The 25,513-nt window shown below is 70.7% G+C and carries 19 protein-coding genes; 4 read left to right on the top strand and 15 right to left on the bottom strand.

Translation table 11 applies throughout. The features are described 5' to 3' along the window. Window positions 1-14: 14 nt before the first annotated feature. Entirely contained in the window at window positions 15-1,700 is a 1,686-nt protein-coding gene (locus GT347_RS07665; protein ID WP_229722786.1) for a phosphoethanolamine transferase, read from the bottom strand. A gap of 219 nt (window positions 1,701-1,919) precedes the next feature. Here GT347_RS07665 and GT347_RS07660 point away from each other — a divergent pair, with 219 nt between their 5' ends. Continuing rightward, the gene (locus tag GT347_RS07660; RefSeq protein ID WP_160551398.1) at window positions 1,920-2,600 is read left to right on the top strand and encodes a response regulator; all 681 of its coding nucleotides are present in this window, start codon (window positions 1,920-1,922) and stop codon (window positions 2,598-2,600) included. A gap of 5 nt (window positions 2,601-2,605) precedes the next feature. Further along, window positions 2,606-3,973: a sensor histidine kinase gene (locus GT347_RS07655; RefSeq protein ID WP_160551397.1), complete on the top strand. Its 1,368-nt coding sequence runs from the start codon at window positions 2,606-2,608 to the stop codon at window positions 3,971-3,973. Here GT347_RS07655 and GT347_RS07650 read toward each other — a convergent pair. From GT347_RS07650 to GT347_RS07635, 4 genes are all read right to left on the bottom strand, one after another. Then, window positions 3,970-4,704, bottom strand: coding sequence for an extensin-like domain-containing protein (locus GT347_RS07650; RefSeq protein WP_160551396.1), 735 nt, complete (start codon window positions 4,702-4,704; stop codon window positions 3,970-3,972). The genes GT347_RS07655 and GT347_RS07650 overlap by 4 nt on opposite strands. Before the next feature lie 61 nt (window positions 4,705-4,765). Further along, window positions 4,766-6,844, bottom strand: a complete 2,079-nt coding sequence (gene priA / locus GT347_RS07645) for a replication restart helicase PriA (RefSeq protein WP_160551395.1) — start codon at window positions 6,842-6,844, stop codon at window positions 4,766-4,768. 916 nt (window positions 6,845-7,760) lie between these two features. Next, window positions 7,761-8,915, bottom strand: coding sequence for a uroporphyrinogen decarboxylase (gene hemE / locus GT347_RS07640; RefSeq protein WP_160551394.1), 1,155 nt, complete (start codon window positions 8,913-8,915; stop codon window positions 7,761-7,763). Between the two features lie 35 nt (window positions 8,916-8,950). Next, window positions 8,951-11,152: a protein-disulfide reductase DsbD family protein gene (locus GT347_RS07635; protein ID WP_160551393.1), complete on the bottom strand. Its 2,202-nt coding sequence runs from the start codon at window positions 11,150-11,152 to the stop codon at window positions 8,951-8,953. A 194-nt stretch (window positions 11,153-11,346) separates the two neighbouring features. On the opposite strand from GT347_RS07635, the gene GT347_RS07630 reads away from it, so the two are divergent. Further along, a complete protein-coding gene (locus tag GT347_RS07630; protein WP_160551392.1) occupies window positions 11,347-11,976 on the top strand; it encodes a hypothetical protein in 630 nt (209 codons plus the stop codon). On the opposite strand, the gene GT347_RS07625 is transcribed toward GT347_RS07630, so the two are convergent. From GT347_RS07625 to rsmI, 4 genes are all read right to left on the bottom strand, one after another. Further along, window positions 11,973-13,370, bottom strand: a complete 1,398-nt coding sequence (locus GT347_RS07625) for an efflux transporter outer membrane subunit (RefSeq protein WP_160551391.1) — start codon at window positions 13,368-13,370, stop codon at window positions 11,973-11,975. The two genes, GT347_RS07630 and GT347_RS07625, sit on opposite strands and share 4 nt — an antisense overlap. An 11-nt stretch (window positions 13,371-13,381) precedes the next feature. Further along, a complete protein-coding gene (locus GT347_RS07620) occupies window positions 13,382-15,370 on the bottom strand; it encodes a MacB family efflux pump subunit (RefSeq protein ID WP_160551390.1) in 1,989 nt (662 codons plus the stop codon). A gap of 11 nt (window positions 15,371-15,381) precedes the next feature. Further along, window positions 15,382-16,602 carry an efflux RND transporter periplasmic adaptor subunit gene (locus tag GT347_RS07615; protein ID WP_160551389.1) on the bottom strand — a complete coding sequence of 407 codons (1,221 nt, stop codon included), beginning with the start codon at window positions 16,600-16,602 and terminating at the stop codon, window positions 15,382-15,384. Between the two features lie 245 nt (window positions 16,603-16,847). Further along, a complete protein-coding gene (gene rsmI, locus GT347_RS07610) occupies window positions 16,848-17,771 on the bottom strand; it encodes a 16S rRNA (cytidine(1402)-2'-O)-methyltransferase (RefSeq protein ID WP_160551388.1) in 924 nt (307 codons plus the stop codon). On the opposite strand from rsmI, the gene GT347_RS07605 reads away from it, so the two are divergent. Then, window positions 17,771-18,205 carry a YraN family protein gene (locus tag GT347_RS07605; RefSeq protein WP_160551387.1) on the top strand — a complete coding sequence of 145 codons (435 nt, stop codon included), beginning with the start codon at window positions 17,771-17,773 and terminating at the stop codon, window positions 18,203-18,205. The genes rsmI and GT347_RS07605 overlap by 1 nt on opposite strands. A 10-nt stretch (window positions 18,206-18,215) precedes the next feature. On the opposite strand, the gene GT347_RS07600 is transcribed toward GT347_RS07605, so the two are convergent. From GT347_RS07600 to GT347_RS07575, 6 genes are all read right to left on the bottom strand, one after another. After that, complete coding sequence (locus tag GT347_RS07600; protein WP_160551386.1) at window positions 18,216-20,744, bottom strand: hybrid sensor histidine kinase/response regulator; 2,529 nt, start codon at window positions 20,742-20,744, stop codon at window positions 18,216-18,218. A 176-nt stretch (window positions 20,745-20,920) separates the two neighbouring features. Further along, entirely contained in the window at window positions 20,921-21,670 is a 750-nt protein-coding gene (locus GT347_RS07595; RefSeq protein ID WP_160551385.1) for an aspartate/glutamate racemase family protein, read from the bottom strand. 25 nt (window positions 21,671-21,695) lie between these two features. Further along, window positions 21,696-22,430: a GntR family transcriptional regulator gene (locus GT347_RS07590; protein WP_160551384.1), complete on the bottom strand. Its 735-nt coding sequence runs from the start codon at window positions 22,428-22,430 to the stop codon at window positions 21,696-21,698. Between the two features lie 8 nt (window positions 22,431-22,438). Further along, a complete protein-coding gene (locus GT347_RS07585; protein ID WP_160551383.1) occupies window positions 22,439-23,326 on the bottom strand; it encodes an ABC transporter permease in 888 nt (295 codons plus the stop codon). Continuing rightward, window positions 23,326-24,207: an ABC transporter permease gene (locus GT347_RS07580; protein WP_229722785.1), complete on the bottom strand. Its 882-nt coding sequence runs from the start codon at window positions 24,205-24,207 to the stop codon at window positions 23,326-23,328. Before GT347_RS07580 ends, GT347_RS07585 begins: the two co-directional genes overlap by 1 nt. A gap of 31 nt (window positions 24,208-24,238) precedes the next feature. Next, window positions 24,239-25,510, bottom strand: coding sequence for an ABC transporter substrate-binding protein (locus GT347_RS07575; RefSeq protein ID WP_160551381.1), 1,272 nt, complete (start codon window positions 25,508-25,510; stop codon window positions 24,239-24,241). Window positions 25,511-25,513: the final 3 nt, after the last annotated feature.

Raw genomic sequence — 25,513 nt, 5'->3', positions numbered from 1 at the left:
ACCGGCTGATTAGCTCAAGCGCCGCTTTTCCCGCGGCAAGGCGCGAACGCATCCAATGCTGGCTTGTAGGTCGGCGTGGTCACGTCCATCAAGCCCAGCACCGAGGGATAGAGGTTGTCGTGGCTCAGCGCCTCGTCGCGGCGCTTGCGCAGGCAGGCTTCGTCGGTACCGCCGCGCGCGGCGAACTGCTTGTCCATCCAGAACACCATCGGCACATGTTTCTGCACCTCGGGTGCGAAGGCGTAGGGCACGCCGTGCAGGTAGATGCCGTATTCGCCCAGCGATTCGCCGTGGTCCGACAGGTAGAGCATGGCCGGCGCGTAGCGGTCGTCGCGGGCCTTGAGCCAGTCGATGGCGGCGCCGAGGAAACGGTCGGTCTCGGCGATGGAGTTGTCGTAGACGTTGATCAGGTCCTGGTGTTCGCACTGCGACAGCGCCTGGGTGGCGCATTCGGGGGCGAAGCGCTTGGTGTCGGGGGCGGAACGGCGCCAGTAGGCGGGGCCGTGGCTGCCCATCATGTGCATGACCAGCACGACACCCTTGGCGCGGCGCTCGGCGGGCAGGGTGGCGATGCGTTCGTCGAGGCCGGCGAGCATCACCCGGTCCAGGCATTCGCCGTCGGCGCACAGCTTGGCCGCGGCATCGGCGGCGGGGGCGAAGGGCTTTTCGGTGCTCATGTTGGGCACACGCTCGCACACGCCCTTGCAGCCGGCCTGGTTGTCCACCCACAGCACGGCCAGGCCGGCGGCCTGGATCACGTCGAGCAGGTTCTCGGTCTCGGCCTTGCGGCTTTCCCAGCCGGCCTTGCCCAGGGGCGAGAACATGCAGGGCACCGAATGCAGGGTGTTGGTGCCGCAGGAGCGCACCTCGGTGAAGCTGATCACGTCACGTTTTGCGAGTTCGGGCGTGGTGTCGCGGGGATAGCCGTTGAGGGCGAAGTGGTCGGCCCGGGCGGTTTCGCCGACCACCAGCAGGAACAGCGGCGGCCTGGCAGTGCTGCCGGCGGCCGCGGCGGCCGCGTAGCTGGGGCCGAGGGCGGCACCGGCCGTCATCTTGACCAGCGGGCCGTTGCGGCTCTTGCGCAGGGGCTTGGTGACGGCCGAGACGGTGGACACCAGCGTGGACACCGGATTCACCGCGAAGCGCAGTTCCAGGTGGTTGCGCAGCAGCGGCGCGAGTTCGCGGTACATGCTGAGCGTGACGCCGACGGTCAGCGCCAGCAGCACCAGCACCATCACCAGGTTGCGCCAGACGGCCGCCCAGCCGCGCTGCGGCGCCAGGCGCAGCCGCCACAGCCAGATCATCGGCGGGCCGGCCACCAGCAGGCACTGGCCGAGCATGTCGAGGCCGAGCAGATCGCGCGCCTCGGTGGTGTTGGTCTGCAGCACGTTGGCCACCATGCCGGGGTCCATCACGGTGCCGTAGGCGATCATGAAATGCTGCACGCAGCCGGTCAGGATCAGCAGCACCAGCATGGCCGGCTTGAAGATGCGTCGGCCGGTGAAGCCGCTCAGCACCGTGGCGATGGCGCCGTAGGCGGCCAGGAAGATGGTGCCGCCCAGCAGCAGCGGGTTGCGGCCCAGCTCGTTTTCGCCGGCGAGCTTGTGCAGTTCGGTCCAGAGCGAGAGATTGCCGGCGATGGCGACCCACAGGGCGATCACCAGGGCGGCCATGCGGGGCGTGAGCGGGCCTCTGGTCATGCGGCGGTGCAGCGGGGCGAGAAGGGGCGCGGTGGGCGCGGAAGAAGCCGGCAGGGCGGCAGAGGCGGGCGGGACATTCGACATGATCCATCGAAAGTAACAGCTTGCACTGACCTACCGCTGAATGACTTGTTCATAAAGCATTCAGCTTTCGCGATCCCCCGGATACAACCCGCATAAACTGGGCGCTGTTTTTTTCACGCGCCTCGCGCGCCCGCCATGCGAATCCTGCTCGTCGAAGACGATCTGCCCCTGTCCGACGCCGTTTGCGGCTACCTGCGGGCCAAGGCCTTCGTGGTGGATGCGGCTCCCAGCCTGCATGCGGCGCGGGCCGCCCTGGCCGGTGCGCGTTATGCGGCCGTGCTGCTCGACCTGCACCTGGAGGACGGCGACGGCCTGTCCCTGCTGCCGCATCTGCGGGCCTTGCCGGAGATGCCGGCGGTGATCGTGCTCACCGCGCGCGACCAGGTCAGCGACCGCATCCGCGGCCTCGATGCCGGTGCCGACGACTATCTCGTCAAACCCTACGACCCCGGCGAACTGCTGGCGCGGCTGCGCGCCATCGAACGCCGGCGCGGCGCCGCTTCCGACCATCCGGTGCTGCAGCTGGGCCCGCTGGAGATCGACCTTTCGCGCGACCTGGTGCGCCTGCACGGCGCGCCGGTGACGCTCACCTCGAAGGAATGGGCCCTGCTGCGGGTGATGGCCAGCCGGCCCGAACGCATCCACACCCGCGAGGTGCTGCAGGACGCGCTCTATGGTTTTGACAGCGAGACCGACAGCAACACCCTCGAAGTCTTCATCAGCCGCCTGCGCCGCAAGCTCGGCCGGGAGCACATCCAGACCCTGCGCGGCCTGGGCTACCGCCTGTCTTTCGTGCCGGACGCGGGCGGCCGGTGAAGGCCATGCGCCGCCCCGCCACGCTGGCGCAGCGCCTGACCCGGGTGCTGCTGCTGTGCGTGGCCGCCGCCTGGGTGGCCTGCCTGTGCGGCGCGGTGGGTTTCGTGCACTACGAGATCAACCGCAACTTCGACAGCGAACTCGAGGAAAGCGGCCTGCGCCTGCTCGACGTGGCCGCGCACGACCTGGAAGTGGCCGGCATGCCCGGCCCCGGCCAGCCGCCGGTGGTGGAGCCGCCGCCGCAGGCCAGCGGCGACACGCTGATCTTCCGCCTGGTCGACGAATCCGGCCGCGTGCTGCTGATCCCGCGCGACGAGCCCCGGGAGATGTTCTTCGACAAGGTGCCGCTGCGGCCGGGTTACTTCAACATCGATGGCTGGCGCGTCTTCACTGCCCACCATCCGCAGCGCGGCCTGCTGCTGCAGCTGGCCGATCCGCGCTCCGAGCGGCGCCATGCGGTGCACCGGGTGCTGATCGGCCTGACCTTGCCGATGCTGGCGGTGATGGCCGTGCTCTTTTTGCTGCTGGGCACGGTGGCGCGCGGCGAGCTGACGGTGCTGCAGCGGCTGGAGAGCGAGATCGCCCGGCGCGGCGGCAACGACCTGCGGCCGGTGGTGGTGGACGGCATGCCGCGCGAGCTGCAATCGGTGGGCGAACACGTCAACCGCCTGCTGGGCCGCCTGGCCGATGCGCTCGATGTGGAACGCGCCCTGTCGGCCAACGCGGCGCACGAGCTGCGCACGCCGCTGGCGGCCGCGCGGCTGCGGCTGCAGACCGCCCTCGAAGGTGCGCTGGAACGCACCGATGTGGAGGCCGCGCTGGCCTCGCTCAACGTGCTGTCGCAGCGCGCGGAAAAACTGCTGCAGCTCTCGCGCGCCGAGGCCGGCGCCGTGCTGCCGGACCAGCCGGTGGACCTGGCCCGCCTGGCCGCCACCATCGCCGAGGAGTTCTGGCAGACGCCGGCCCTGCAGGCCCGTCTGCAACTGGAGGTGGCCGAGAGCGCCGGGCCGCTGGTGGCGCGAGGCGACTTCGATGCCCTGGCCATCGCCTTGCGCAACCTGGTGGAGAACGGCCTGCGCTACAGCGACGGCCGAGTCGAACTGCGGGTGGAGGCGCCCTGCATGCTGGTGGTGCGCGATTACGGCGAAGGCGTGGAGCCGGCGCGGCTGCAGGCCCTGCGCACCCGCCATGCACGCCATTCGGCGCGGCCTATCGGCTACGGGCTGGGGCTTTCGATCGTGACCACCATCGTCGAGCGGCACCACGCCCGGCTGGAGCTGGTTTCGCCGCTGCCCGAAGGCAAACGCGGCATGGAGGCCCGCATGCTGCTGCTGCCCTTCGAAGGCCCCGCCGGCAATTCCTACGAGTCTTAGCTGCAGACGCGGTAGGGGCCGCGGTCCAGGTGCAGGTGGTCGCGGTGCGCCGCGTTGTAGCCGGGGCCCAGCACCGCCGAGAAGAAGGGGCAGGCGCCCTGGGCCGCCTCGCGCAGGAACAGGCCCTCGGGCGCCTGCGGCGAGGCCTCGCGTTTCCTCGACGGATCCAGCACCGTGATGCGCCGCCCGTTGGCCAGCCGGAAGGCCGAGATGTCCAGTGCATTGGCGCTCGCATGCTCGCTGCGGCGGTCGGCCGCGCCGCCATAGATGTTGCGGCAGGCATAGCTGCCCAGATGTTCGATGCCGGTGACCGGCGAGCCGAACTGCACGATCGCGGCCGGCTGCAGGGCATGGCGCTCCCACAGCGCCAGCGCCACCACCGTCGGGCAGGCCAGCGGCGCGGTGCTGGCCAGGCGCACCGAACCGAAGGCCGACAGCCGGGTCGCGCCCTGCCAGCCGCAGCTGTCGGTCTCGCTGCGGTCGCCCAGCGGCTGGTGCTTCACGCCGGCCGCGTCGAGCCAGGCATAACAGGCCGCGGGCGGTGCATCGGCCAGGCGGGAGAGCTTGTAGCGGGTGAGCGGCCCGGGTTCCTCCGCCAGGCCCAGCGGCGCCAAGGGGTTCCAGCGCGGCGGCAGCGGCAGGCGGTCCTGCCAGGCCAGATAGGCGCACCAGCCCAGGGCCGCGACGGCCAGGAGCAGGATCAGGGTGGCGATACGTCGGGCGGTGGACATGGCCCGCCAGTCTGCGGCCTGGGATCGCAGGGCAAGTTACCGGCTGTCCGTTATCAGATGTTTAGATGGCCAGCGGATCCACATCGATCGCCCAGCGGATCACCCCCTTGTGCTCCGCCCGGGCCGCATGCAGCAGCGGCTGCCAGGCGGCCAGGAAACGCTGCAGGGCGGGGCGGTTGGTGCTCTCCAGCAGCATCTGCGCCCGCTCCACATTGGCCACCCGCTGCAGCGACATCGGCACCGCATCGAAGGCGACCACCCGGCCATCGGCATCCAGCCCCGCCTCGGTGGCGGCGGCCCGGGCGGCGCGCAGGAACTGCTGGGCGATCTCCTGGCTGCGCGCCTCGGCCCGCACCAGCGCCTGGGCGGCCCAGGGCGGCAGGCCGGCCGAACGGCGCTCTTCCAGCTGCGCGGCGGCGAAGGCCGGATAGTCGTGCCGGCGCAGGGTGGCGAAGAGTGCATGGGTGGGGTGGAAGGTCTGCACCCACAGCTCGCTGACATCGCCTTGCGCGGCGTCGCGGCCGGCCCGCCCGCCGGCCTGCATCAGCAGGGCGAAGAGCCGCTCGGGCGCGCGGAAATCGGCGGAGAACAGGGCGCCGTCCGGGTTGATCGCCGCCACCAGCGTCATGCGCCGGAAGTCATGGCCCTTGGCCACCATCTGGGTGCCGACCAGCACATCCACGTCACCCGAATGCACCTGCGCCAGCTGCGATTCGAGCGCGCCGCGCAGCCGGGTGGTGTCGGCATCGATGCGGGCGATGCGCACCGGGGAGCCGTCCGGCCGCAGGGTGTCGGCCAGGCGCTCGGCCAGCAGCTCCTCCAGGCGTTCGGTGCCGCGGCCCACCGGCGCGATGTCCAGGTTGCCGCAGGACGGGCAGGCGCGCGGCACCGCCTGGGTGAAGCCGCAGTGGTGGCAGCGGAGGCTGCGGTCGACCTTGTGGAACACCCGGAAGGCGCTGCAGTGCGGACATTCGCTTTTCCAGTCGCAGTCGCCGCAGGCCAGCACCGGCGCATAGCCGCGGCGGTTGAGCAGCACCAGCGACTGCTCGCCGCGGCCTATGCGCTCGCGCATGGCTTCGAGCAGGGCGGGCGTGAAGACGGTGCCGCGCGGCTGCTGCTGCATGTCCACCAGCCGTACCCGCGGCAGGGCGCCGGCGCCGACGCGGGCCGGCATGTCCAGCCGCCGGTAGCGGCCGCCGGCATCCTCGGCGCTGGCCGGACGGCTGTGGTACCAGCTCTCCAGCGAAGGCGTGGCCGAACCCAGGATCACCCGCACCCCTTCCTGGTGGCCGCGCCACACGGCCAGGTCGCGCGCCGAATAACGCGCGCCTTCCTGCTGCTTGTAGCTGGGGTCGTGCTCCTCGTCGACCACGATCAGGCCCAGGCGCGGCATCGAGGCAAACACCGCCATGCGGGTGCCCAGCACGATGCGTGCGCTGCCGGTATGCGCCGCCAGCCAGCTCTTGAGCCGCTGCGGATTGGTCATGCCGCTGTGCAGCGAGACGACGGTGGCCTCGCCGAAACGCGCCCGGAAACGCGCCTCCAGCTGCGGCGTCAGGTTGATCTCCGGCACCATCACCAGCGCCTGGGCGTCGGGCCGGGCCGCCAGCATGGCGGCGACGCTGCGCAGATAGACCTCGGTCTTGCCGCTGCCAGTGGCGCCGAAAAGCAGGAAGGCGCCGCTGCCGGCCGCCAGCTGCTCCAGGGCCTGGGCCTGCTCGGGCGTGGCCTCGGGAACCTGCTGCGCCGGGGCTTCCTCGGCCAGGCGCAGCACGGCCTTGCGGCCCAGGCGGCGCTCCAGCTGGGTGGCGTCCAGGTTGCGCAGCTGCGGCGGCAGGGCCGACAGCGCCACCTCGCCGATGGCCCGTTGGTAGTAGCGCGCCGCGAAGCCCACCAGCGCGCGCCAGGCGGCATCCAGCGGCGGCAGGCCGTCGAGCACCGCCGCGATCGATTTCAGCTCGACGCCCTCGCCATGGCCTCCGGCCTCGCCATCCCACACCACGCCCAGCACCTCGCGCGAGCCCAGCGGCACACGCACCAGGGTGCCGGGCTGCAGCCGGCGGTCGCAGCGGTAGCTCAGGGCGGCGGCCAGGGCGCTGTGCGCGGGGGTCTGAACGACGACGGAAACAAGAAAGCTCACAGGCGGTCAGTCGGGCGGAAAAAGGGTCCGGCGACAAGCGTCTGCCGTTCTGTGGATAACTTTGTTGACAGCGGGCCGCGAGTATCGTCGGTTTTGATGTCCGATTCCGGCGGTTTGCATGTCATGGATGCAATGATGCGATAAAAAGTCTTTTTGATCATGAGCTTGCGATGCGTACCTCGCCAAGCGCGGGAAAAAAGAGCGCTAGGTGGAGCTGTCTTCCCTCTGTGCACAACTGCCGGATAGTTGGGGGGCGTTCACTTGAGCCGGGGCTCCAAACCATGCACCGAAGGCGTGCCGCGGCCAGCGGCATGCGGGTTTGCACGGTTTTTGTGGATAACTTTGTTGATACTCCGTGGTGAGCGGCGCCAAACCCGCGCCCAGCAAGGCTTTCTACGTTTTGCCACAAAAAACGGCAACGACACTTTTCTTTATGAATCAATGACTTAGCGGATCACTCTTGCCAAGTTCTCGCAAGAGCATCTCGCAGGCCGGTACAAAACGTGGATCACGATTTTTGTGCATAAGCAAGATCTGGGACGCAAATTTTTCCCTTGACACCCCTGTGCTGCGGATCGGACACCAGGACGCAAAAATATGGGCCGGCGCAAAGCCAGTCGCCATGCGGGCTGGCGGCGAAGTGGCCGATTGGTGGCGTTTTGGAATCGGCGCAGGGCCGGCGGCGATCTCGGGTAAACCCCGGCTTTTGCGTCAGTGCTCTATCCTGCTGCCGACCTGACTTTTGCCTGACCCCAGAGCTTCCGCAAGCTGTTGATTCAAAAGAATTTTCCCGGAGCGCCCCGGTTTTTGTGGACAACTGTGTTGAAAGACCGGTGCGTATGTCCGCAAAGCCGCGCCGAATAAGGCTTTCACCGGAATGCCCGGCAAACAGGCAGTCCGGGCTATCCCTTATGAATCAAGCACTTGGCGCAGCCTGGCGAGAGGCTCGCATGGCCCGGGAATGGGCATGAACGCAATCGACCAGCGCGGCCACGTTTTCCGGCGGCGTGTGCTGGTTGATGCCGTGGCCGAGGTTGAAGATGTGCGTTGGGCCGGTGGTCGATGCATCGGTATGGGGCGTGCCGAAACTCTCCAGCACCTTGCGGGCCTCGGCCTGCACCTGTTCAGGTGCGGCGAACAGCACGTTCGGGTCGATATTGCCCTGCAGCGCCTTGCCGGGGCCGCCGGCCGCGCCGCCCACGGCCGCGCGCGCGGCGGCCAGGTTGACGGTCCAGTCCAGGCCCAGCACTTCGCAGTCCAGGGTGTTCATGTCGGGCAGCCACAGGCCGCCGCCCTTGGTGAAGACCAGGCGCGGCACGTCCTGGCCGTCCGGGCCCTGGCGCTTGAGCGCCTGCAGCACCCGGGCGGTGTAGGCCATGCTGAAGGCCTGGAAGGCGCCGTCGGCCAGCACGCCGCCCCAGCTGTCGAACACCATCACCGCCTGCGCGCCGGCGTCGATCTGCGCATTCAGATAGGCGGCGACCGACAGGGCGTTGATCTCCAGGATGCGGTGCAGCAGGTCCGGCCGGGCGTACAGCATGGTCTTGATGCGCCGGTAGTCCGAGGAGCCGGCGCCTTCGACCATGTAGCAGGCCAGGGTCCAGGGGCTGCCCGAGAAGCCGATCAGCGGCACCCGGCCGGACAGGGCGCGGCGGATCGAGCCGACCGCGTCGAACACATATCGCAGGCGGTCCATGTCCGGCACCTGCAGGCCGGCGACGGCAGCCTCGTCGCGCACCGGATGGGCGAAGCGCGGGCCTTCGCCCTCGGCGAAGGACAGGCCCAGGCCCATGGCGTCGGGAACGGTCAGGATGTCGGAGAAGAGGATGGCGGCATCCAGCGGAAAACGCTCCAGCGGCTGCAGCGTGACCTCGGTGGCGTAGTCGGGGCTGGTGGCCAGGCCCATGAAGCTGCCGGCCTGGGCGCGGGTGGCGCGGTATTCCGGCAGGTAGCGGCCGGCCTGGCGCATCAGCCAGATGGGCGTGTGCTCGGTGGCCTGGCGGCGGCAGGCGCGCAGGAAGCTGTCGTTCTGCAGCGGCGCGAAGGGGGAGGAGGTAGAGGAGGAAACCATGGCCGGGATTGTGGCAGGGCCCTCCCGGGCGAACGTTACCTGGCGGGCAGCGCCGCCAGGGCGGCCTTCACCTCGTCGCGGCTCAGCAGCTCCGTCAGCACCTGCGGCGGCCGGCCGGGCGCGTGCAGCACATAGACCGGCACGCCGCTGCGCCCCAGCGCCCGCAGGGCGCGGGTGATGGCGGGGTCCTGGCGGGTCCAGTCGGCGCGCAGCAGGGCCACGCGTTTGCCGTCCAGGGCCTGCAGCACGCCGTCGTCGGCCAGGGTGCTGCGTTCATTGACCTGGCAGGTCACGCACCAGCTGGCGGTGAAGTCCACGAACACCGGGCGGCCTTCGGCCAGCAGGCTGCGCACCTTGTCCTCGCTCCAGGGCTGCCAGCGGGCAGCGGCATCGGCGGCGGCCTGCTGCGGCGGCAGGGCCGACACCGCACGCGGGCCCACGGCCGTCAGCAGGCCGATCAGCAGCAGGGCCGTGGCGCCGCCCAGCCAGGCACGGGCGCGGCCGCGCAGCGCCAGCGCCCAGAGGCAGGCCGAGCCGGCCACCAGCAACAGCAGCAGGGCGCCGGCGCCGTCGATGCCGCTCTGCTGGCCCAGCACCCAGACCAGCCAGGCCACCGTGGCGAACATCGGAAAGGCCATCAGCCGCCGGAACATGTCCATCCACGCCCCCGGCCGCGGCAGCAGCCGCGCCACCGCCGGCACCCAGGCTGCGCCCAGATAGGGCAGGGCCATGCCCAGCCCCAGCGCGGCGAAGACCGGCAGGGCCTGGGCCGTCGGCAGGCCCAGCGCCAGGCCCAGCGAAGCGCCCATGAAGGGTGCGGTGCAGGGCGATGCGATCGCCACCGCCAGCACGCCCGACAGGAAGGCATCGGCCGCCGGATGGCGCAGCGCCATGCCGGCCAGGCCGCGCGGCGCCCACATGCCGAATTCGAAGACCCCCGCCAGGTTCAGCCCCAGCACGGTGAACAGCGCGGCCAGCGCCGCCACCACGACGGGCGACTGCAGCTGGAAACCCCAGCCGAGCTGCTCGCCCGCCGCGCGCAAGCCCAGCACCAGCGCACCCAGCACCAGAAAGGACAGCACCACTCCCGACGCATAGGCCAGCCCGGCGATGCGCTGCTGGCGCGGCGCCGCGCCATGGCGGGCGAAGCCGAGCAGCTTCACCGCCAGCACCGGGAACACGCAAGGCATCAGATTGAGCAGCAGACCGCCCAGCAGCGCGGCGCCCAGGGCCGCGAGCCAGGTGGCCATGGGCGCGGCCTGTGCCGCCACAGGCGCGGCGGCGGCGTTGTCCGCCAGCGCGGACTGCAGCGCGGCGGACACCGGCACTGGCTTGGCCGCCGTCGGCCATGGGCCGGCCACGGGCATTTCGATGCGCCAGCCCTGGCGCTGCCCGGCCGCATCGGTGGCGGCGATCACCACCGGCAGCAGCGCCGGGCTTTCGCTGCGCTGCGCGGCCAGGGCGGCCTCGGCGGTCCAGTGTTCGCCTGACCAGCGCTGCTGCAGCGGGGCGGCGGGCGCGGTGATCTCCGGCGTCTCGGGGAACAGCTCCAGCGTGCGGCCCTGCAAGGCGGGCGGCAGGCCGGTGCCGTCCAGCTTCAGGCTGTTGCCGTCCACCGTGGCGGTGAGGCCGCTCGCCAGGGCCCGCGGCTGCGCGGCCTGGGCGGCGGCGAAATCCGCTCCGTCGGCCGCGGTGGCGCTGTGCATCGGCAGCTCCAGCGAGAAGTCGCCTTCCTCCGGCACGCATTCCTGCTGACAGACCAGCCACTGCGCATGCAGCGACAGCCGCACGCTGGTCTGCCCCGGCGCGGCCGCGAAGCCCGGCGCCACCTGCACCGTGACCGGCAGCAGCACCGTGTTCTCGTAGCCGTAGTTGGCCAGCGGCCCCACCGGAATGCGCTGCGGCAGCGGCCATGCGACCGGACCGGCGGCCAGGCCGTCGGGCAGCGACCAGGCCAGCTGCGTGGCCAGCCCCGAATCGCCCGGATTCAGCCAGTAGGTATGCCAGTGCGGCTGGTGCGTGATGCGCAGGCCGGCCTGGAACTGGCCGCCCGCCACCACGCCCTCGGGCGCATGGGCCACCAGTTCGGCCTGCACATGCGGCGTGGTGATGGAGGCCGGCGCGGCGCTGCCGCGCGAGCCCTTCAGCCATTGCGCCGATGCGTTGCCGCAGCAGGCCAGCGCCAGCAGGGCGACGATCGAAAAACGGCGAAGAAGGGGGGCGGCGGGCAAGGGCATGGGCTGGCAATGTGAGGGCGAGTGCGCCGCGAAGTTCCGGCCGTCGCAGTCTCCGACCCGAACCGGCCATGGTAGCGCCGCCCCGCGACGATCCATCCGGCCTATGCCGGCGCCCCCAGAAAGCGGTCTCGCAAGAGGCCTGGCTGCCTAGCATCGATTCATCGCCTGCTTCCTGCGCCACCGGCCCGGCTTTCATGTTCTCCTCCTTCTTCGCCACCCTGTACTGGATCCTGGCCGTCTGCGCGATCTGCGGCGTGTCCACCGCCGTGGCCAAGGCCAGGCGCAGGCAGTCGCAGCGCATGGAGCAGGAGCGGCGCACCGCCTACCTGGCGCTGCAGCGCCTGCTGGACATGGGCCTGGAGCACGCCCGCTTCTCCTACCGCCCCTCGGCCCGCGCGCTGGTGCTGGACGGCCGCGCCGCCCGCTGGAACGGCGTGAAGGGCACTGCGCGGCAGCCCGAGCGCGACGTCATCGTGGCCGGCTGGCGCGACCTGCCCGCGGCCGTCGGCGCGGCCGGCTGGATCGAGGTGGCGATGCGGGAGGCCCTGGCCCAGGGCCAGTCGCTGGAATGCGAATACCTGGCGCGCTGCGAAGGCCAGCCCGACCGCCACCTGGTGCTGACGGCGGTGCCGCTGCCCTCGTTGGGCATGCTGCTCGGCACGCTGGCGCTGCGGCGGCATGGGCAGCCCTCGGGCCGGCCCCTGGCGACCGGTCCGGGAACGACGACCCTGCGTGTCATCGGCGCCCCGGCGGACGAAGAGAGCGCCGCCGCCATGTCCCGCTCCTGGCGGCCCGGCCCGCGCGCCACGGCCGGGCGCTTCTAGACGCCGCCGCCCAGCACCCGCAGCAGCGTGGCGTGGTTGACCAGCCGGTTGTAGCGGTTCTCGGCCAGCGCGTTCTCGGCCGTGCGGCGCTTCTCCTGCGCGTCCAGCCAGATGCGCAGGGCCACGGCGCCGAGCCGGTAGCGGGTCTCGTAGAGCCGCTCGGCGGTGCGGGCGTCGTCGAGCTGGGCCTGCAGCTGCGCGCCCTGTTCGGCATAGCGCTGGCGGGCCGACAGGGCGTTGTCCACATCGGCCAGGGCCTGGTAGAGCGTCTGGCGGAAAGTGACCACGGCCTGCTCGTACTGGGCCTGGGACACCCGCACGTTGAGGTCCATCAGCCGGTAGTTCAGAAAGGGCATGCTCAGCCCCGCCCCCAGCGTGGCCAGCGGGTTCTGCAGCACGTTGAGCAGGCCGGCGCTGGAGCCGCCCAGGGCGCCGGTCAGCGTCAGCGCGGGGTAGTAGCTGGCGCGGGTCGCGGCGATGGTGGAGAGGCTTTCGCGCAGCCGCAGTTCGGCCGCGCGCAGGTCGGGCCGGCGGCCCAGCACCTCGGCCGGCACATCGACCGGCACCGGCGGCAGCGCGCCGGCGGGCAGCACCGGCATCACGCCGGCAGCGGCCGGCGGCGGCGCACCGTCGAACAGCAGGGCCAGCGCATTGCCGGCCTCCACCCGCTGCTGCTCCAGCAGGGCCAAGGCGGCGCGCTGCGAAGAAACGCTCTGCCGCGCCTCGGCCACCTCCAGCGGCGAAACCGATCCCGCCTGGAACTGCGTCTGCACCAGCGCCAGCGTGCGTTCGGCATAGGCCGTGCTGGTCTGCGCCGTGGCGATGCGCTGGCCCAGGTAGCGCAGCTGCCAGTAGAGCGTGGCGGTGGTGCCGGCCAGGGCCTGGGCGCTGGACTCGCGGTCCTGCGCCGTGGCCTCGGCCTCCCAGCGGGCGATGTCGCGCTGGGCGCCCAGCCGGTTCCACAGGTCGACCTCGTAGCTCGCGCCCACGCTGAGTGTGCTGCTGCGGCTGGAGGCGCCGCCGTCCAGCGGCCGCGCCACGCTGGTGTTGACCGCGCCGCTGGCGGTGGGCCGCAGATTGGCCTGGGCGATGCCGGCCTGCAGCTGCGCCGCGCGCACCTTGAAGCCGGCGGCGGCCAGGTCGTTGTTGCGTTGCAGGGCGGTCGTGACCAGCTCATCCAGCGCCGGATCGCCGAAGGCGGTCCACCAGCGGCCGGTGGCCGCATCCGCATCGCGCGGCGCGGTCACCACGGCCTGGGGATCGCGGTGGGCGAACTGCCCCGGCATCTGGATCTCCGCCGATTCGTAGGGCGCCGTCGAACCCGTGGCGCAGCCGGCCAGCAGAGCGGCGACAGCCAAGGCCAGGGCCGAGACCGGCCTCGCGATGCTTTTCATGTGTTCTCTCGTCATTCCCGCGCCAGCGCCTCCACCGGATCGAGCCGCGCCGCGCTGCGCGCCGGCAGCCAGCCGAAGGCCACGCCGATCAGGGTGGAGCAGGCAAACGCCGCCACCATGGAGCCGGTCGAATAGATCAGCTTGAAGTCGATGCCCGCGCTGTCCACCGCCACGCCGAGCGCCAGCGCCAGCAGGATGCCCAGCACGCCGCCGATCAGGCAGACCAGCACCGCCTCGATCAGGAACTGCTGCTGGATGTCGCTCTGCCGCGCGCCCACCGCCATGCGCACGCCGATCTCGCGGGTGCGCTCGGTCACCGAGACCAGCATGATGTTCATCACCCCGATGCCGCCCACGATCAGCGAGATCACCGCGATCGAGGCCACCAGCAGCGTCAGCGTGGCGGTGGTGGCGGTGATGGTCTGGCGGATGCTGTCGGTGTTGAGCACATAGAAATCCTTGCGCCCATGGCGCTGCTGCATCAGCGCGCCTATGCCCTGCTCGGCGGCGTCCATGGAGGCGTCGTCGGCCACCCGCACCGTCACGCTGCGCAGGTAGGACTGGTTGAGGATGCGGCCCATGGCGGTGGTGTAGGGCACGAAGACATTGAGCGCCTCGCTGTTGCCGAAGGCGCTGTCCTTCTTGGCCGCCACGCCGATCACCCGCACCGGCACGCTGCCGAGCAGGATCACCTCGCCGATGGGGTTGGGGGTCTGCGGGAACAGTTTCTTTTTGGTGTTGTCGTCGATCACCGCCACCTGCTCGCGCAGGCGCACGCTCTGCGTGCCGAAGGCCGAGCCCTGGGCCAGCTGCACGTCGCGCACGCGGAAGTACTGCTCGCCCACGCCGTTGACGGTGGCCGAGGCCTCCACGTTGCGGTAGCGCGCGGTGAGCGAGCTGGTGATGGTGGGCGTGACGCTGTCCACATAGGGCTGGCTGGCCAGCGCATCGGCATCGGCCGGCACCAGGGTGCGCACGGCGGCCGCGCGCGGATCGCCGAAGCCGGCGCCGGAGAAGATCTCGATGGTGTTGGTGCCGATGGCCGAGATGTTCTTGAGCACCTGCTGGCGCGAGCCCTCGCCCAGCGCCACCACCGCCACCACCGAGGCGATGCCGATGACGATGCCCAGCATGGTCAGGAAGGTGCGCAGGCGCTGCGCGTTCATGGCCAGCAGGGCCATGGCGAAGGCTTCGGAGAAACGGTCGGCCAGCGCCCGCAGGCCGCCCTTGGCCCGGGGCCGCGGCGCCAGCTGCGCCGCCGCGGCGGGGGCGGCCAGGCCGGTGGGCCGGTCGTCGATGATGCGGCCGTCGCGAATCTCGATGATGCGGCGGGCGTGCGCGGCCACCTGCATGTCGTGGGTCACGATGATGACGGTGTGGCCCTCGGCGTTGAGCTCCTGCAGGATCTTCATCACCTCCTCGCCGCTGGCCGAATCCAGCGCGCCGGTGGGCTCGTCGGCCAGGATGACGGTGCCGCCGTTCATCAGCGCGCGGGCGATGGACACCCGCTGCTGCTGGCCGCCCGAGAGCTGGCCGGGCCGGTGCTGGGTGCGCTCGGCCAGGCCCAGGCGGGTGAGCAGGGCCTGGGCGCGGGCATGGCGGTCCTCGGCCGGCGTGTTGGCGTAGACGGCGGGCACTTCGACATTGCCGCGCGCGGTGAGGTCGCCCAGCAGGTGGTAGCGCTGGAAGATGAAGCCGAAGTGCTCGCGCCGCAGGGCGGCCAGGGCATCGGGCTCCAGGCCGGCGGTGGCGCGGCCGTCCACCCGGTAGCTGCCGGCGCTGGGTTTGTCCAGGCAGCCCAGGATGTTCATCAGCGTGGACTTGCCGGAGCCGGACTGGCCGACGATGGCCACCATCTCGCCGGCGCGGATGTCAAGGTTCACGTCCTGCAGCACGGCGATGGTGCCCTCGCCGGCGGGGAATTCGCGCTTCAGGCCGCGCAGTTCCAGCAGGGCGGGGCGGCCGTCTGCGGAGGACGGCGGATGGGAGGTCGCGGACATGCTCGCGCCGCTCACATGCGCGGCGGGCCGCCCGGGCCGCGCCGCATGGTCTGCGCAGGATCGCGCGCCGAGGCATCGCCCAGCACCACCCGGTCGCCCTCGGCCAGGCCTTCGGTCACTTGCACGCTCACGTTGTTGTTGATGCCGGTCTTGACCTGGCGCGGCTGGGCCGTGCCGTCGGCACCGACCACCCGCACCCGGTAGCCGCCGTCGGGTCCGCGCGGGCCCAGGGCGGAGGTGGGGATGGTGAGCGCATTCTTCGCCTCGCCGCGCACGATGGAGACCTGCGCGGTCATCGAGATGCGCAGCTTGCCCTCGGGATTGGCCACGTCGAACAGGCCGTTGTAGTAGACGGCGGTGGTCGAGGTGGTGGTGCTGGTGCTGCTGCTGGTGGTGGTGTCGGTGAGGATGGAGTCCGGCGCCGGCTCCACCGTGCGCAGCGTGGCGTAGTAGCGGTTGTCGGGCTCGCCCAGGATGGTGAAGTACACCTTCTGGCCGGGCTTGACCTTCACCACGTCGGCCTCGGAGATCTGCGACTTGACGGTGACGGTGTCGAGCTGCGCCACCTTCACGATGGTGGGCGTGGTCTGGTTGGCGTTCACCGTCTGGCCCTGCTGGGTGACGATGGCCACCACCTGGCCGTCGATGGGCGCCACGATGCGGGTGTAGCCCAGGTTGACCCGGGCGGTGTCGGCGGTGATGCCGGCCTGGGCGATCTGCGCGGTGAGCGATGCGGCGGTGGCCTTGGCGCTTTCGTAGGTGGCCTGGGCGGTCTCGAAGTCGAGCTGCGAGCCGGCCTCGCCGGCCAGCAGCTGCTGCTGGCGGCGGAAGTTGAGCTGGGCCTGCAGCAGCGTGGCCTGCTGCGCGGCGAGCTGGGCCTTCACGCTGTTGAGCGCGGCCTCGGCGTTGCGCAGGGTGTTCTGCTGCGGCACCGAGTCGATCTCGGCGATCAGGTCGCCCTTCTTCACCGGGTCGCCCAGCTTCACCGCCAGGGTCTTGACCTGGCCCGACACCTGCGCGCCCACGCTCACCTGCTTGAAGGCCTGGAGGGTGCCGGTGGCCAGCACCGAGTCCTCCAGGTCGCCGCGGGTGACGGCGGCGGTGACGTACTGCGGCGGTGGCGGCGGCACGAAGAAATGCTGGCGCACGAACCAGCCGATGGCGGCCAGCACGAGCAGGATGAAGAGGATGCGGATCGGGCGTTTCCGCCAGGAGGCAAGTCGCGAAAGCATGGGCAGAGTGTGCGGGGCGCCTGTGACAGCGCTTTCCGGCCTGTACGAAGCGGGGGTAAAGAGGCGGGCGGGTTTGTAAAGGCTAGGAGCCTGGGCGGCAGAAGTCGCCGGCTGCAAACCGGCCGCAGCGGTCCATTTTTCACCGTCTCCTTGACCAATAGCTACGGCTATTGGCCGGCGGATCCGGCAAAAACTGTCCTCGCTGGGGCCGGTTTTCGCTTCGGCGCCTTCTGCCGCCCAGGCTCCTAGCCTTCGTTCTTCAAGGCCAGCCCGGCCTCGTACAGCACATTGCGGCTGGCGCCGGTGATGTCGGCGGCCAGGCGCGCGGCCGACTTCAGCGGCAGCTTCTCGGCCAGCAGCAGGCCGAGCACACGCCGGCCTTCGGCGGCGGTGCGGTCCTCGGTCACGGCCGCGGCATGCAGCAGCACCACGTATTCGCCGCGGGCGCGCTGCGGGCTGGCGGCCACCCAGGCGGCGGCGCCGCTGGCGGGCAGGGTGGCGATCTCCTCGAACTGCTTGGTCAGCTCGCGCGCCATGGTCACCAGCCGTTCGCCCAGCGGCGCCAGGGCGGCGGCCAGTTCGGCGATGCGGTGCGGCGCTTCCAGCAGGATCACCGGGCGTGCCTGGGCGCCCAGGGTCTGCAGGGCGGTGGCGCGTTCGCCGGCCTTCGATGGCAGGAAGCCGGCGAAGATGAAGCTGCCGTCGTCATGCCCCGGCGCCACGATGCCGGCCGCGCTGAGGGCGGCGGTGATGCTGCTGGCGCCGGGCAGCGGCACCACCGCATGGCCGGCGGCGCGCACCGCGGCGGCCAGGCGGGCGCCGGGGTCGCTCACGGCGGGCGTGCCGGCATCGCTGGCGTAGGCCACGCGCTGGCCGGCGGCCAGGCGGTCGATGACGGCCTGCGCCGCCTCGCTTTCGTTGTGCCGGTGCACGGCGATCAGCGCGATGCCGCTGCGGTCTATGCCGTAGCCGTGCAGCAGGGCGCCGGTGTGGCGGGTGTCCTCGCAGGCCACCGCATCCACCTTCTGCAGCAGGTGCAGGGCGCGCAGGGTGATGTCGGCCAGGTTGCCGATCGGCGTGGCCACCATGTAGAGCGCGCCGGGCGGATGGGACTGGGTGCCTGCGGCATCATGGGCGGCGCTAAGGGCCGAGGCAAAGGAGGCGCTCAATGGATTTCTTTCCGCGAAAGCCGCGGGCACCGAGAACGGAACCCGCCAGAAAAACCGCGGCGCCGGATACGGCGCCCACAACGACCAAGCAGCGCGGCGATGCCGGCGAGGCGCGGGCGCTGGCCCATCTCGCGGCGGCCGGCCTGACGCTGCTGGAGCGCAATTATCGAACCCCCGGCCGCGGCGGCGGCGAGATCGACCTGATCCTGCGCGAACCCGACGGCACCCTGGTCTTCGTGGAGGTGCGCCAGCGCGCCGGCAGCCGCCATGGCGGCGCGGCGGCCAGCGTCGGCATCTGGAAGCAGCGGCGCATCGTGTTCGCGGCCCGGCACTACCTGATGCGGCTGTCGCGCCTGCCGCCTTGCCGCTTCGACGTGGTCACCATCGAGGGCGACCAGCTCGGCTGGCTGAAGGCCGCCTTCGACGCGGGCTGAGACGGCCCGCTCAGGCCGCCAGGCCTTGGCGGGAGGCCGCGGCCTCGGTCAGGATGTCGAGCAGGGCATCGGGGTCGACCGGCTTGGTCAGGTGCTTGTCGAAACCCGCGTCCAGCGCGCGCTGCTTGTCGCCAGCGCCGCCCCAGCCGGTCAGGGCGACCAGCACCGGCGCGGGCTCGCCCGGCGCCTGTTCCTCGCGCAGCTGGCGGGCCACTTCGTAGCCGTTGAGGCCGGGCATGCCGATGTCGAGGAAGACGGCATCGGGCCGGTACGAACGCACCAGCTCCAGCGCGGCCAGGCCGTCGTGGGCAATGCGGACTTCGTAGCCGTCGAGTTCCAGCAGGGCCGCCAGGGTCTCGGCGCCGTCGACGTTGTCGTCGGCCAGGGCCACCCGCAGCGGCGTGGCGGCAGCGGCGGACGCTGGCTGGTGGTCGGCCGCGGACAGCGTGCCGACCTGCACGCCCGGCAGCGACAGAACGAATTCGCTGCCCCGGCCCAGGCCGGCGCTCTGCGCACGCACCGTGCCGCCATGCAGTTCCATGATGCCCTTGACCAATGCCAGTCCGATGCCGAGCCCGCCTTCGGAGCGCTCCAGCGCCGGCTCCACCTGCGAGAACATGGCGAAGATGCGTTCCAGCGAACTGGGCGCGATGCCGATGCCGCTGTCGCTCACCCGGATCACCAGCGCATCGCGCTCGCGCCGCGCCGACAGCCGCACCGTGCCGCCGGGGTCGGTGTACTTGGCGGCGTTGGTCAGCAGGTTGGACAGGGCCTGCGCCATGCGCAGCGGGTCGGCGTCCACATGCAGCGGCTCGGGGTCGATGTCGAGTTCGAGTTTGTGTTTGCGGGCTGCCAGCACCGGGCGCGCGGCTTCCAGCGCGGCCTCGACGATGGAGGCGGCGGCCGTCGGTGTCTTGCGCACTTCGAGGATGCCGCGGGTGATGCGCGAGACGTCCAGCAGGTCGTCCAGCAGCAGGGCCATGTTGCGCACCTGGCGTTCGATCACCTCGTGGCTCCAGCGCAGCTGCTGCAGGGTGGCGCTGGGGTCGCTGGAGATGCGGGCGGCGCTGCGGATGGGTGCCAGCGGGTTGCGCAGCTCGTGGGCCAGGGTGGCCAGGAAGTCGTCCTTGCGGCGGTCGGCCTCCTGCAAGGCTTCCTCGGCGCGCTTGCGGTCGGTGATGTCGACCAGCACGCCCGGCATGCGCAGCGCGCGGCCAGCGGCGTCGCGCTCCACCCGGCCGTGCGCCACCACCCAGCGGTGGCCGCCGCCCTGCTGCAGCACGCGGTGTTCGGAACGCCAGTCCTGGCCTTGTTCCAGCGCCTGGCGCAGGCGCTGGCGCAGCGGCTCGCGGTCGTCCGGATGGGTGCAGGCGATGAAGGATTCGAGCTGGTCGCGGCCGCCCTGGCTGACGCCGCACAGGCCGCAGAGCGAGGCCAGGTTGTCGTCGGGCAGCAGGTGGTCGCTGCCCACGTCGTAGTCCCAGGTGGAGATGTCGGCCGCGTCCAGCGTGGCGGCCAGGCGTTCGCGGGTGCGGCGCAGGGCCGATTCGGTGCTGGCGCGCTCGATGGCGGCCCAGGTGCGTTCGGCCACTTCGGCGGCCAGTTCCAGTTCGCGCTCCGACCAGCGGCGCGGCGTGCGGTTGGCCAGGTACAGATAGGCCACCAGCCGGCCGTGCTTGACCAGGGGCAGGGCGGCGAAGGCGCGTGCGCCGCTGTCGCGGCTGGTGGCGGCGACCTCGGCGGCGATGGGGCCGGTCTCGCGGTCCAGGTCGTGCAGGGCGACGCGGGCGCCGGAGCCCAGCGCGGCCAGGGTGGTGGGCATGTCGGCGGGCGAACGCGGCGTGCCGCGCGAGGGCGGCAGGCTGCCGTCGCCGTGGCTGGTCTGCGTCACGGCGCGGCCGTCGGCCCCGATCTCGCCGTAGCCGACCTGGCCCAGGGCCAGTTCCTCGGCCAGCAGGCGCACCGCCACGCGCTTGACTTCGTCCGGGTCGGCGATGGAGCGCAGCACATCGCCGAGCCGCAGCTGGAAGGAGAGCAGGCGCTGGGTCAGCACCGCGTCGGTGGTCTCGCGGCAGGTGCAGAGCATGCCGCTGACCTCGCCGGTGCGGCCGTGCACGGGGATGTAGGAGAAGGCGAAATGCGTCTCCTCGGGATAGCCGTTGCGGTCGCGCATGGTGAACATGATGTCGTCCATGTGCACCGCTTCGCCGCCATAGGCGCGCTCCATGATGGGGCCGACGTCGTCGAGGATGTCGGCCCACACCTCGGCGAAGGGCTGGCCGAGCGCGGCGGGATGCTTGCTGCCGCACAGCGGCGCGTAGTGGTCGTTGTAGACCATGATGCGCCGCGGCCCCCAGGCGAGGAAGCGCGGCTCGTTGCAGGCCAGCAGGATCTCCACCAGGGCGAGCAGGCTGTCGGGCCAGGTTTCGGGCGCGCCGAGCGGCGTGGCGGCCCAGTCGTGGCGGCGCACACGGTCGGCCATGTCGCCGCGGGCATGGGGCAGGAAGGCCGTCGGTTCGAGCTTGGCGGGGTCGGTCAAGATGGTGGGGAGCGGGGCAACGGACGGGTGGGCGCGGCCAGGCAAGGGGGCACCCGGGACATCCGCGAATTATTCCAGTCCGGGGACGTCTTGGCTGCGGCCGCAGGCCGACGGCGGCAGGTCATGCCGTCCTACGTGGCGGGGCTGGCGGCTGGTCTACCGCGCCGCCAAGCGCCTCAGACGCGGCCGAGCGCCCGCAACTCCGCAGAGACGCCGCTCCAGCGCACATCGCAGCCCGCCACGCCGTGCTGGGCCCGGGCATCGGGCGCATCCAGGGCGCGCAGGATCTCCCGCGTGCCGGCGGTCACGCTGTCGATCAGCGGCGTGGCGATGCCGGTCTGCAGCAGCGCCGCCATGCCGGCCAGCCCCGCGCCGCCCACGATGACCGCACTCACATCCGGCAGCGCGGCGGCTTCCTGGCAGGCCCGGCCCAGCAGGGCCTGGGCGCCGTCGGGGTCTTCGGCCAGCTGGGCGCCGCTGGGCGCCACCGTCACGATGCCCGCGAGCTGCTCGCCGAAACCCAGCCCCCAGGCCAGGCGGCGCAGCATCGGATCCCAGGCCGCGCCGCCGGTGACCACGGCGAAACGCCCGTGCCGCGCGGCCTGCACGAAGGCCGCCTCGGCCAGGCCGGTGACCGGCACCGGCGAGCATTCGCACAAGGCGAACAGCCCCGGATCGCCGAAGCAGCCGATCAGCACGCCGTGCGGCGCCTCGGCCGGCGGCACCAGGGCGGTGGCCCAGGCGTCCAGCGCGGCATGGCCGGCCACCGCATAGCCGGCCTCGTTGGCGATATAGGGCGCGCCCAGGCGCGCGGTGACGGTGCTCACCGCCACATGCGGCCCCGCCAGCGCCGACACATGCATCTGCAGCAGCTCGCTGATGCTCTCGGATGTGTTGGGGTTGATAACCAGCAGGCGGCGTTGCATGGGCAGTCCTCGTGTGGGTTCTTCTTCAGGCGGTGGGCGCGGGGCCGAACAGCGAAGCCAGGTCCGGCGGGCCGGCCGGCCGCTGGCCGAAGCGTAGCTGCGATTCGATCTGCTCCAGGTGCTCGCGCATGAAACGCGCGGCCTCGGTGGCATCGCCCAGGCGGATCGCATCCAGCAGCCGGCGGTGCTCCTGGCAGGCGCAGGCCGGGCCGGGCTGCGGACGGCTGCCGGGTTCGGTGCCGTAACGCATGATGATCAGCGAGGTGCGGAACACCAGCTCGCGCAGGATGCGGCCCAGGGTCTGGTGGCCGGAGCCCTCGGCGATGCGCAGGTGGAATTCGCCGGTCAGCCGCACCGCGCGCACCGTGTCGCCGGCCGCATGGGCGGCCTCCTCGTCGGCGATGCAGTCGGCCAGGGACTGCAGGGCCTCGCTCGAGGCGGCCTCGATGAAGAGGGCCACCAGGCGCGGCTCGATCATGCGGCGCACCTCGAAGACCTCGCGCGCCTCCTCCACCGTCGGCTGGGCCACGGCCGCCCCGCGGCGCGGCGTGAAGGTGACGATGCGTTCGTTGGCCAGCCGCACCAGCACCGGATGGATGCGGGTGCGCGAGACACCGAAGGCCTGCGCCAGCCGGTCCGACACCAGCTTGGTGCCCGGCGGCAGGCGCTGGTCGAGGATGGCGGCGACCAGGCGTTCGTAGATGGTTTCGTCGGACACCGGCGTTTCGCTGTCGTCGACCGGCGCGGTGGCGGTACGCATGGAAAAACTCAGGGAGAAACGGTGCGCGAGCGGCGCCGCAGCAGCAGCCCCAGGCCGAAGGCCAGCCCGATCACCAGGAAGGACACCACGGTGGTGACCGTGCCCAGCGCGTAGATGGCCGGTGTGGTCACGGTGGAGGTCAGGCCCTGCAGTTCCAGCGGCAGGGTGTTGACGTCGCCGATGGCCTGCGAGGTGCGGGCGATCTCGTCCCAGCTCAGGGTGAAGCCGAACATGCCCACGCCGATCACCGGCGGCGCGATCAGCGGCAGCACCACATGCACGAAGCCCTGCCAGGGCGTGGCGCCCAGGTCGCGCGCGGCTTCCTCGTAGGCCGGGTTGAAGCGGTTGAAGACGGCGAACATGGTGAGCAGCCCGAAGGGCAGGGTCCAGGTCAGGTGCGCACCCAGCGCCGAGCTGAAGAGGCCGAGCGCGGTGCCGTAGTTGTCCAGCAGGTCCTGCGCGCCGACGGCGCCCAGCAGCCATTTCATGCCGGTGTCGATCAGGCGGAACTGCAGGCCTATGCCCAGCGACACCACGATGGAAGGCATCACCAGGCTGGCCACCGTCACGTAGAACAGCGCATTGCCGCCGCGCAGCTTCTTGCGGAATGCCAGGCCGGCCGGCACCGACAGCAGCACCGTCAGCGCCATCACCACCAGGCCCAGCATCAGCGAGCGCAGGAAGGCCGCGCCGATGTCCACCGTGCCCAGGCCCGCGGCCAGCGAGCGGAACCAGTGCAGCGAGAAGCCGCGCATGGGAAAGGTCAGGCCGCCTTCGGGTCCCTGGAAACTCAGCAGGAAGATGACGAACATCGGCCCGTACATGAAGGCCACGAACAGGCCGAAGACGATGGCCAGGGGCCAGAAGCCGGGGGCGCGGCCTTCACGGGTCTGCATCAGAGTTCTTTCCGGATATCCACGACACGCGTGAGGCCCCAGATGATCATCAGCACCGTCACCAGCAGCACCACCGCGTTGGCCGCGGCCAGGGGGAACTGCAGGTAGCTGGTCTGCACCTGGATGATCTTGCCGACCGAGGCGATCTGCTGGCCGCCCATGGTGCCGATGGTGACGAAGTCGCCCATCACGATGGTGACCACGAAGATGGAGCCGATCAGGATGCCGCTCTTGCACAGGGGCACGATCACCGCCCACAGCGTCTGCCAGGCGGAGGCGCCGGCATCGCTGGCGGCCTCCAGCAGGCTGCGGTCGATGCGCATCATGCTGTTGAAGATCGGCACGATCATGAACATGGTGTAGAGGTGCACGAAGGCCAGCACCACCGAGAAGCTGGAGAAGAGCAGCCACTCCACCGGCTGGTCCACCAGGCCCAGTCCCATCAGCGCGCCATTGACCACGCCGTTGCGCCCCAGCATGGGCACCCAGGAGATCATGCGGATCACATTGGAGGTCCAGAAGGGGATGGTGCAGAGGATGAAGAGAGCCGTCTGCAGGCCCGCCGAGCGCACGTGGAAGGCGAGGAAATAGGCGACGGTGAAGCCCAGCACCAGGGTGATGCCCCACACCAGCAGGCAGAACTTCAGGGTCGAGAGATAGGTGCTGAGGGTGACGCAGAGGTCGCCCGTTTCGGTGAGATGGCTGCAGCCCTCGAACACCGAGAGATAGCTCTTCAGTGTGAAGCCGGGCAGCAGCTCGTACTCGTTGAAATCCCAGAAGCTGACCATCACCACCAGGGCCAGCGGGATGATGAAGAACAGCAGGAACACCGCCGCGAACGGGCCGGCCTGCCACCAGGGTTTGATGGGGCGGCTGGTCATGGGGCTCGCGGCGGTGGGTGTCATGCGGGTGTCAGGCGGCGACGAACTCGTTCCACTTGCGCACCATGTACTCGTTCTCGTCCATCACCGCGTTCCAGCAGGCGATGCCGCCCATGCGCTGCTCGTAGCTGCCGCCGTCGCGCACCGAGCCGGCCTTGGCCAGCAGGTCGCCGTGCGGGCTCTTGATGTCCTGCGCGGCGGGCTTGCCTTCCATCCAGTAGGCCCATTCGTAGGCTTCCATCTTGGCCTTGGCGGTTTCCAGCACGGCGCTGTAGTAGCCCTGGCGGTTGAGGTAGGCGCCGGCCCAGCCGTCGAGGAACCAGTTGATGAACTCGTAGGCGCCGTCGAGCTTGCGGCCCGATAGCGTGGCCGGCAGGCCGAAGCCCGAGGCCCAGGCGCGATAGCCTTCCTTGAGCGGCTGGAACACGCAGTCGATGCCCTTGGTGCGCACGGCGGTGACGGCCGGGCTCCACATCGACTGGATCACCACTTCGCCGGAGGCCATCAGGTTGACCGACTCGTTGAAGTCCTTCCACAGCGCACGGAACTGGCCGGCCTTCTTGGCCTCGATCAAAGTCTTGATCGTCAGGTCGATCTCGGCCTTGGTCATATTGCCCTTGTCGGGGTATTTGTACTTGCCCATGGCCTCGACCACCATGGCCGCGTCCATGATGCCGATCGAGGGAATGTTCAGGATCGCGGCCTTGCCCTTGAACTCGGGGTTGAGCAGTTCGGCCCAGCTGGTGATCGGGCGCTTGATCAGGTCGGGGCGGATGCCCAGGGTGTCGGCGTTGTAGGTGGTCGGGATCAGCGACATGAACTGCGTCGGCGCCTTGGCGAAGACCTTGCTCTTCTCGCCTTCCAGGAAGATCACCTTCTTGGGCGCGGTGCCCTGGTCGCCCACCGCCTTGCCGGCCACGGTGCCGTTGGTGAAGAGCGAGGTGATCTTGTCGGCGTTCTTGATCTTCTTGGTGTCGATGCCCTTCAAGTTGCCGGTGGGCACGATCTTCTTGAGCGAGAAGTACTCGGTGTCGATCAGGTCGAAGCTGTTGGGCGCGGTGACGGCGCGTTTGGTGACGTCGTCGGTGGTGACGGCCACGTACTGGATGGTGATGCCGGTGTCGGCCTTGAACTTCTCGGCGATCTCCTTGTCCTGGTTCACCGCGGTGCCCAGGTAGCGCAGGGTGATCTTTTCCTGTGCATGCACCGAAGGCGCCATGCCGCTGGCCAGGATGCCGGCCATGCCGGTGAGCAGGGTGCGGCGCTGCAGGGCGGTGTTCTGGGGTTCGATGCTGTCGGACATGGA

The organism is Xylophilus rhododendri (assembly GCF_009906855.1).
Lineage (GTDB): Bacteria > Pseudomonadota > Gammaproteobacteria > Burkholderiales > Burkholderiaceae_C > Xylophilus > Xylophilus rhododendri.
Note: the sequence above shows the minus strand (reverse complement) of the source record. Positions and strands in the feature narration are given on the sequence as shown.

Coding starts and splice junctions, on each gene's coding strand:
- GT347_RS07605 (WP_160551387.1), top strand. CDS start 17,771: ATGGATTTCTTTCCGCGAAAGCCGCGGGCACCGAGAACGGAACCCGCC.
- GT347_RS07590 (WP_160551384.1), bottom strand. CDS start 22,430: ATGCGTACCGCCACCGCGCCGGTCGACGACAGCGAAACGCCGGTGTCC.
- GT347_RS07575 (WP_160551381.1), bottom strand. CDS start 25,510: ATGTCCGACAGCATCGAACCCCAGAACACCGCCCTGCAGCGCCGCACC.
- GT347_RS07630 (WP_160551392.1), top strand. CDS start 11,347: ATGTTCTCCTCCTTCTTCGCCACCCTGTACTGGATCCTGGCCGTCTGC.
- GT347_RS07660 (WP_160551398.1), top strand. CDS start 1,920: ATGCGAATCCTGCTCGTCGAAGACGATCTGCCCCTGTCCGACGCCGTT.
- GT347_RS07585 (WP_160551383.1), bottom strand. CDS start 23,326: ATGCAGACCCGTGAAGGCCGCGCCCCCGGCTTCTGGCCCCTGGCCATC.
- GT347_RS07655 (WP_160551397.1), top strand. CDS start 2,606: ATGCGCCGCCCCGCCACGCTGGCGCAGCGCCTGACCCGGGTGCTGCTG.
- GT347_RS07615 (WP_160551389.1), bottom strand. CDS start 16,602: ATGCTTTCGCGACTTGCCTCCTGGCGGAAACGCCCGATCCGCATCCTC.
- GT347_RS07665 (WP_229722786.1), bottom strand. CDS start 1,700: ATGACCAGAGGCCCGCTCACGCCCCGCATGGCCGCCCTGGTGATCGCC.
- GT347_RS07580 (WP_229722785.1), bottom strand. CDS start 24,207: ATGACCAGCCGCCCCATCAAACCCTGGTGGCAGGCCGGCCCGTTCGCG.
- GT347_RS07650 (WP_160551396.1), bottom strand. CDS start 4,704: ATGTCCACCGCCCGACGTATCGCCACCCTGATCCTGCTCCTGGCCGTC.
- GT347_RS07635 (WP_160551393.1), bottom strand. CDS start 11,152: ATGCCCTTGCCCGCCGCCCCCCTTCTTCGCCGTTTTTCGATCGTCGCC.
- GT347_RS07625 (WP_160551391.1), bottom strand. CDS start 13,370: ATGAAAAGCATCGCGAGGCCGGTCTCGGCCCTGGCCTTGGCTGTCGCC.
- hemE (WP_160551394.1), bottom strand. CDS start 8,915: ATGGTTTCCTCCTCTACCTCCTCCCCCTTCGCGCCGCTGCAGAACGAC.
- GT347_RS07620 (WP_160551390.1), bottom strand. CDS start 15,370: ATGTCCGCGACCTCCCATCCGCCGTCCTCCGCAGACGGCCGCCCCGCC.
- GT347_RS07595 (WP_160551385.1), bottom strand. CDS start 21,670: ATGCAACGCCGCCTGCTGGTTATCAACCCCAACACATCCGAGAGCATC.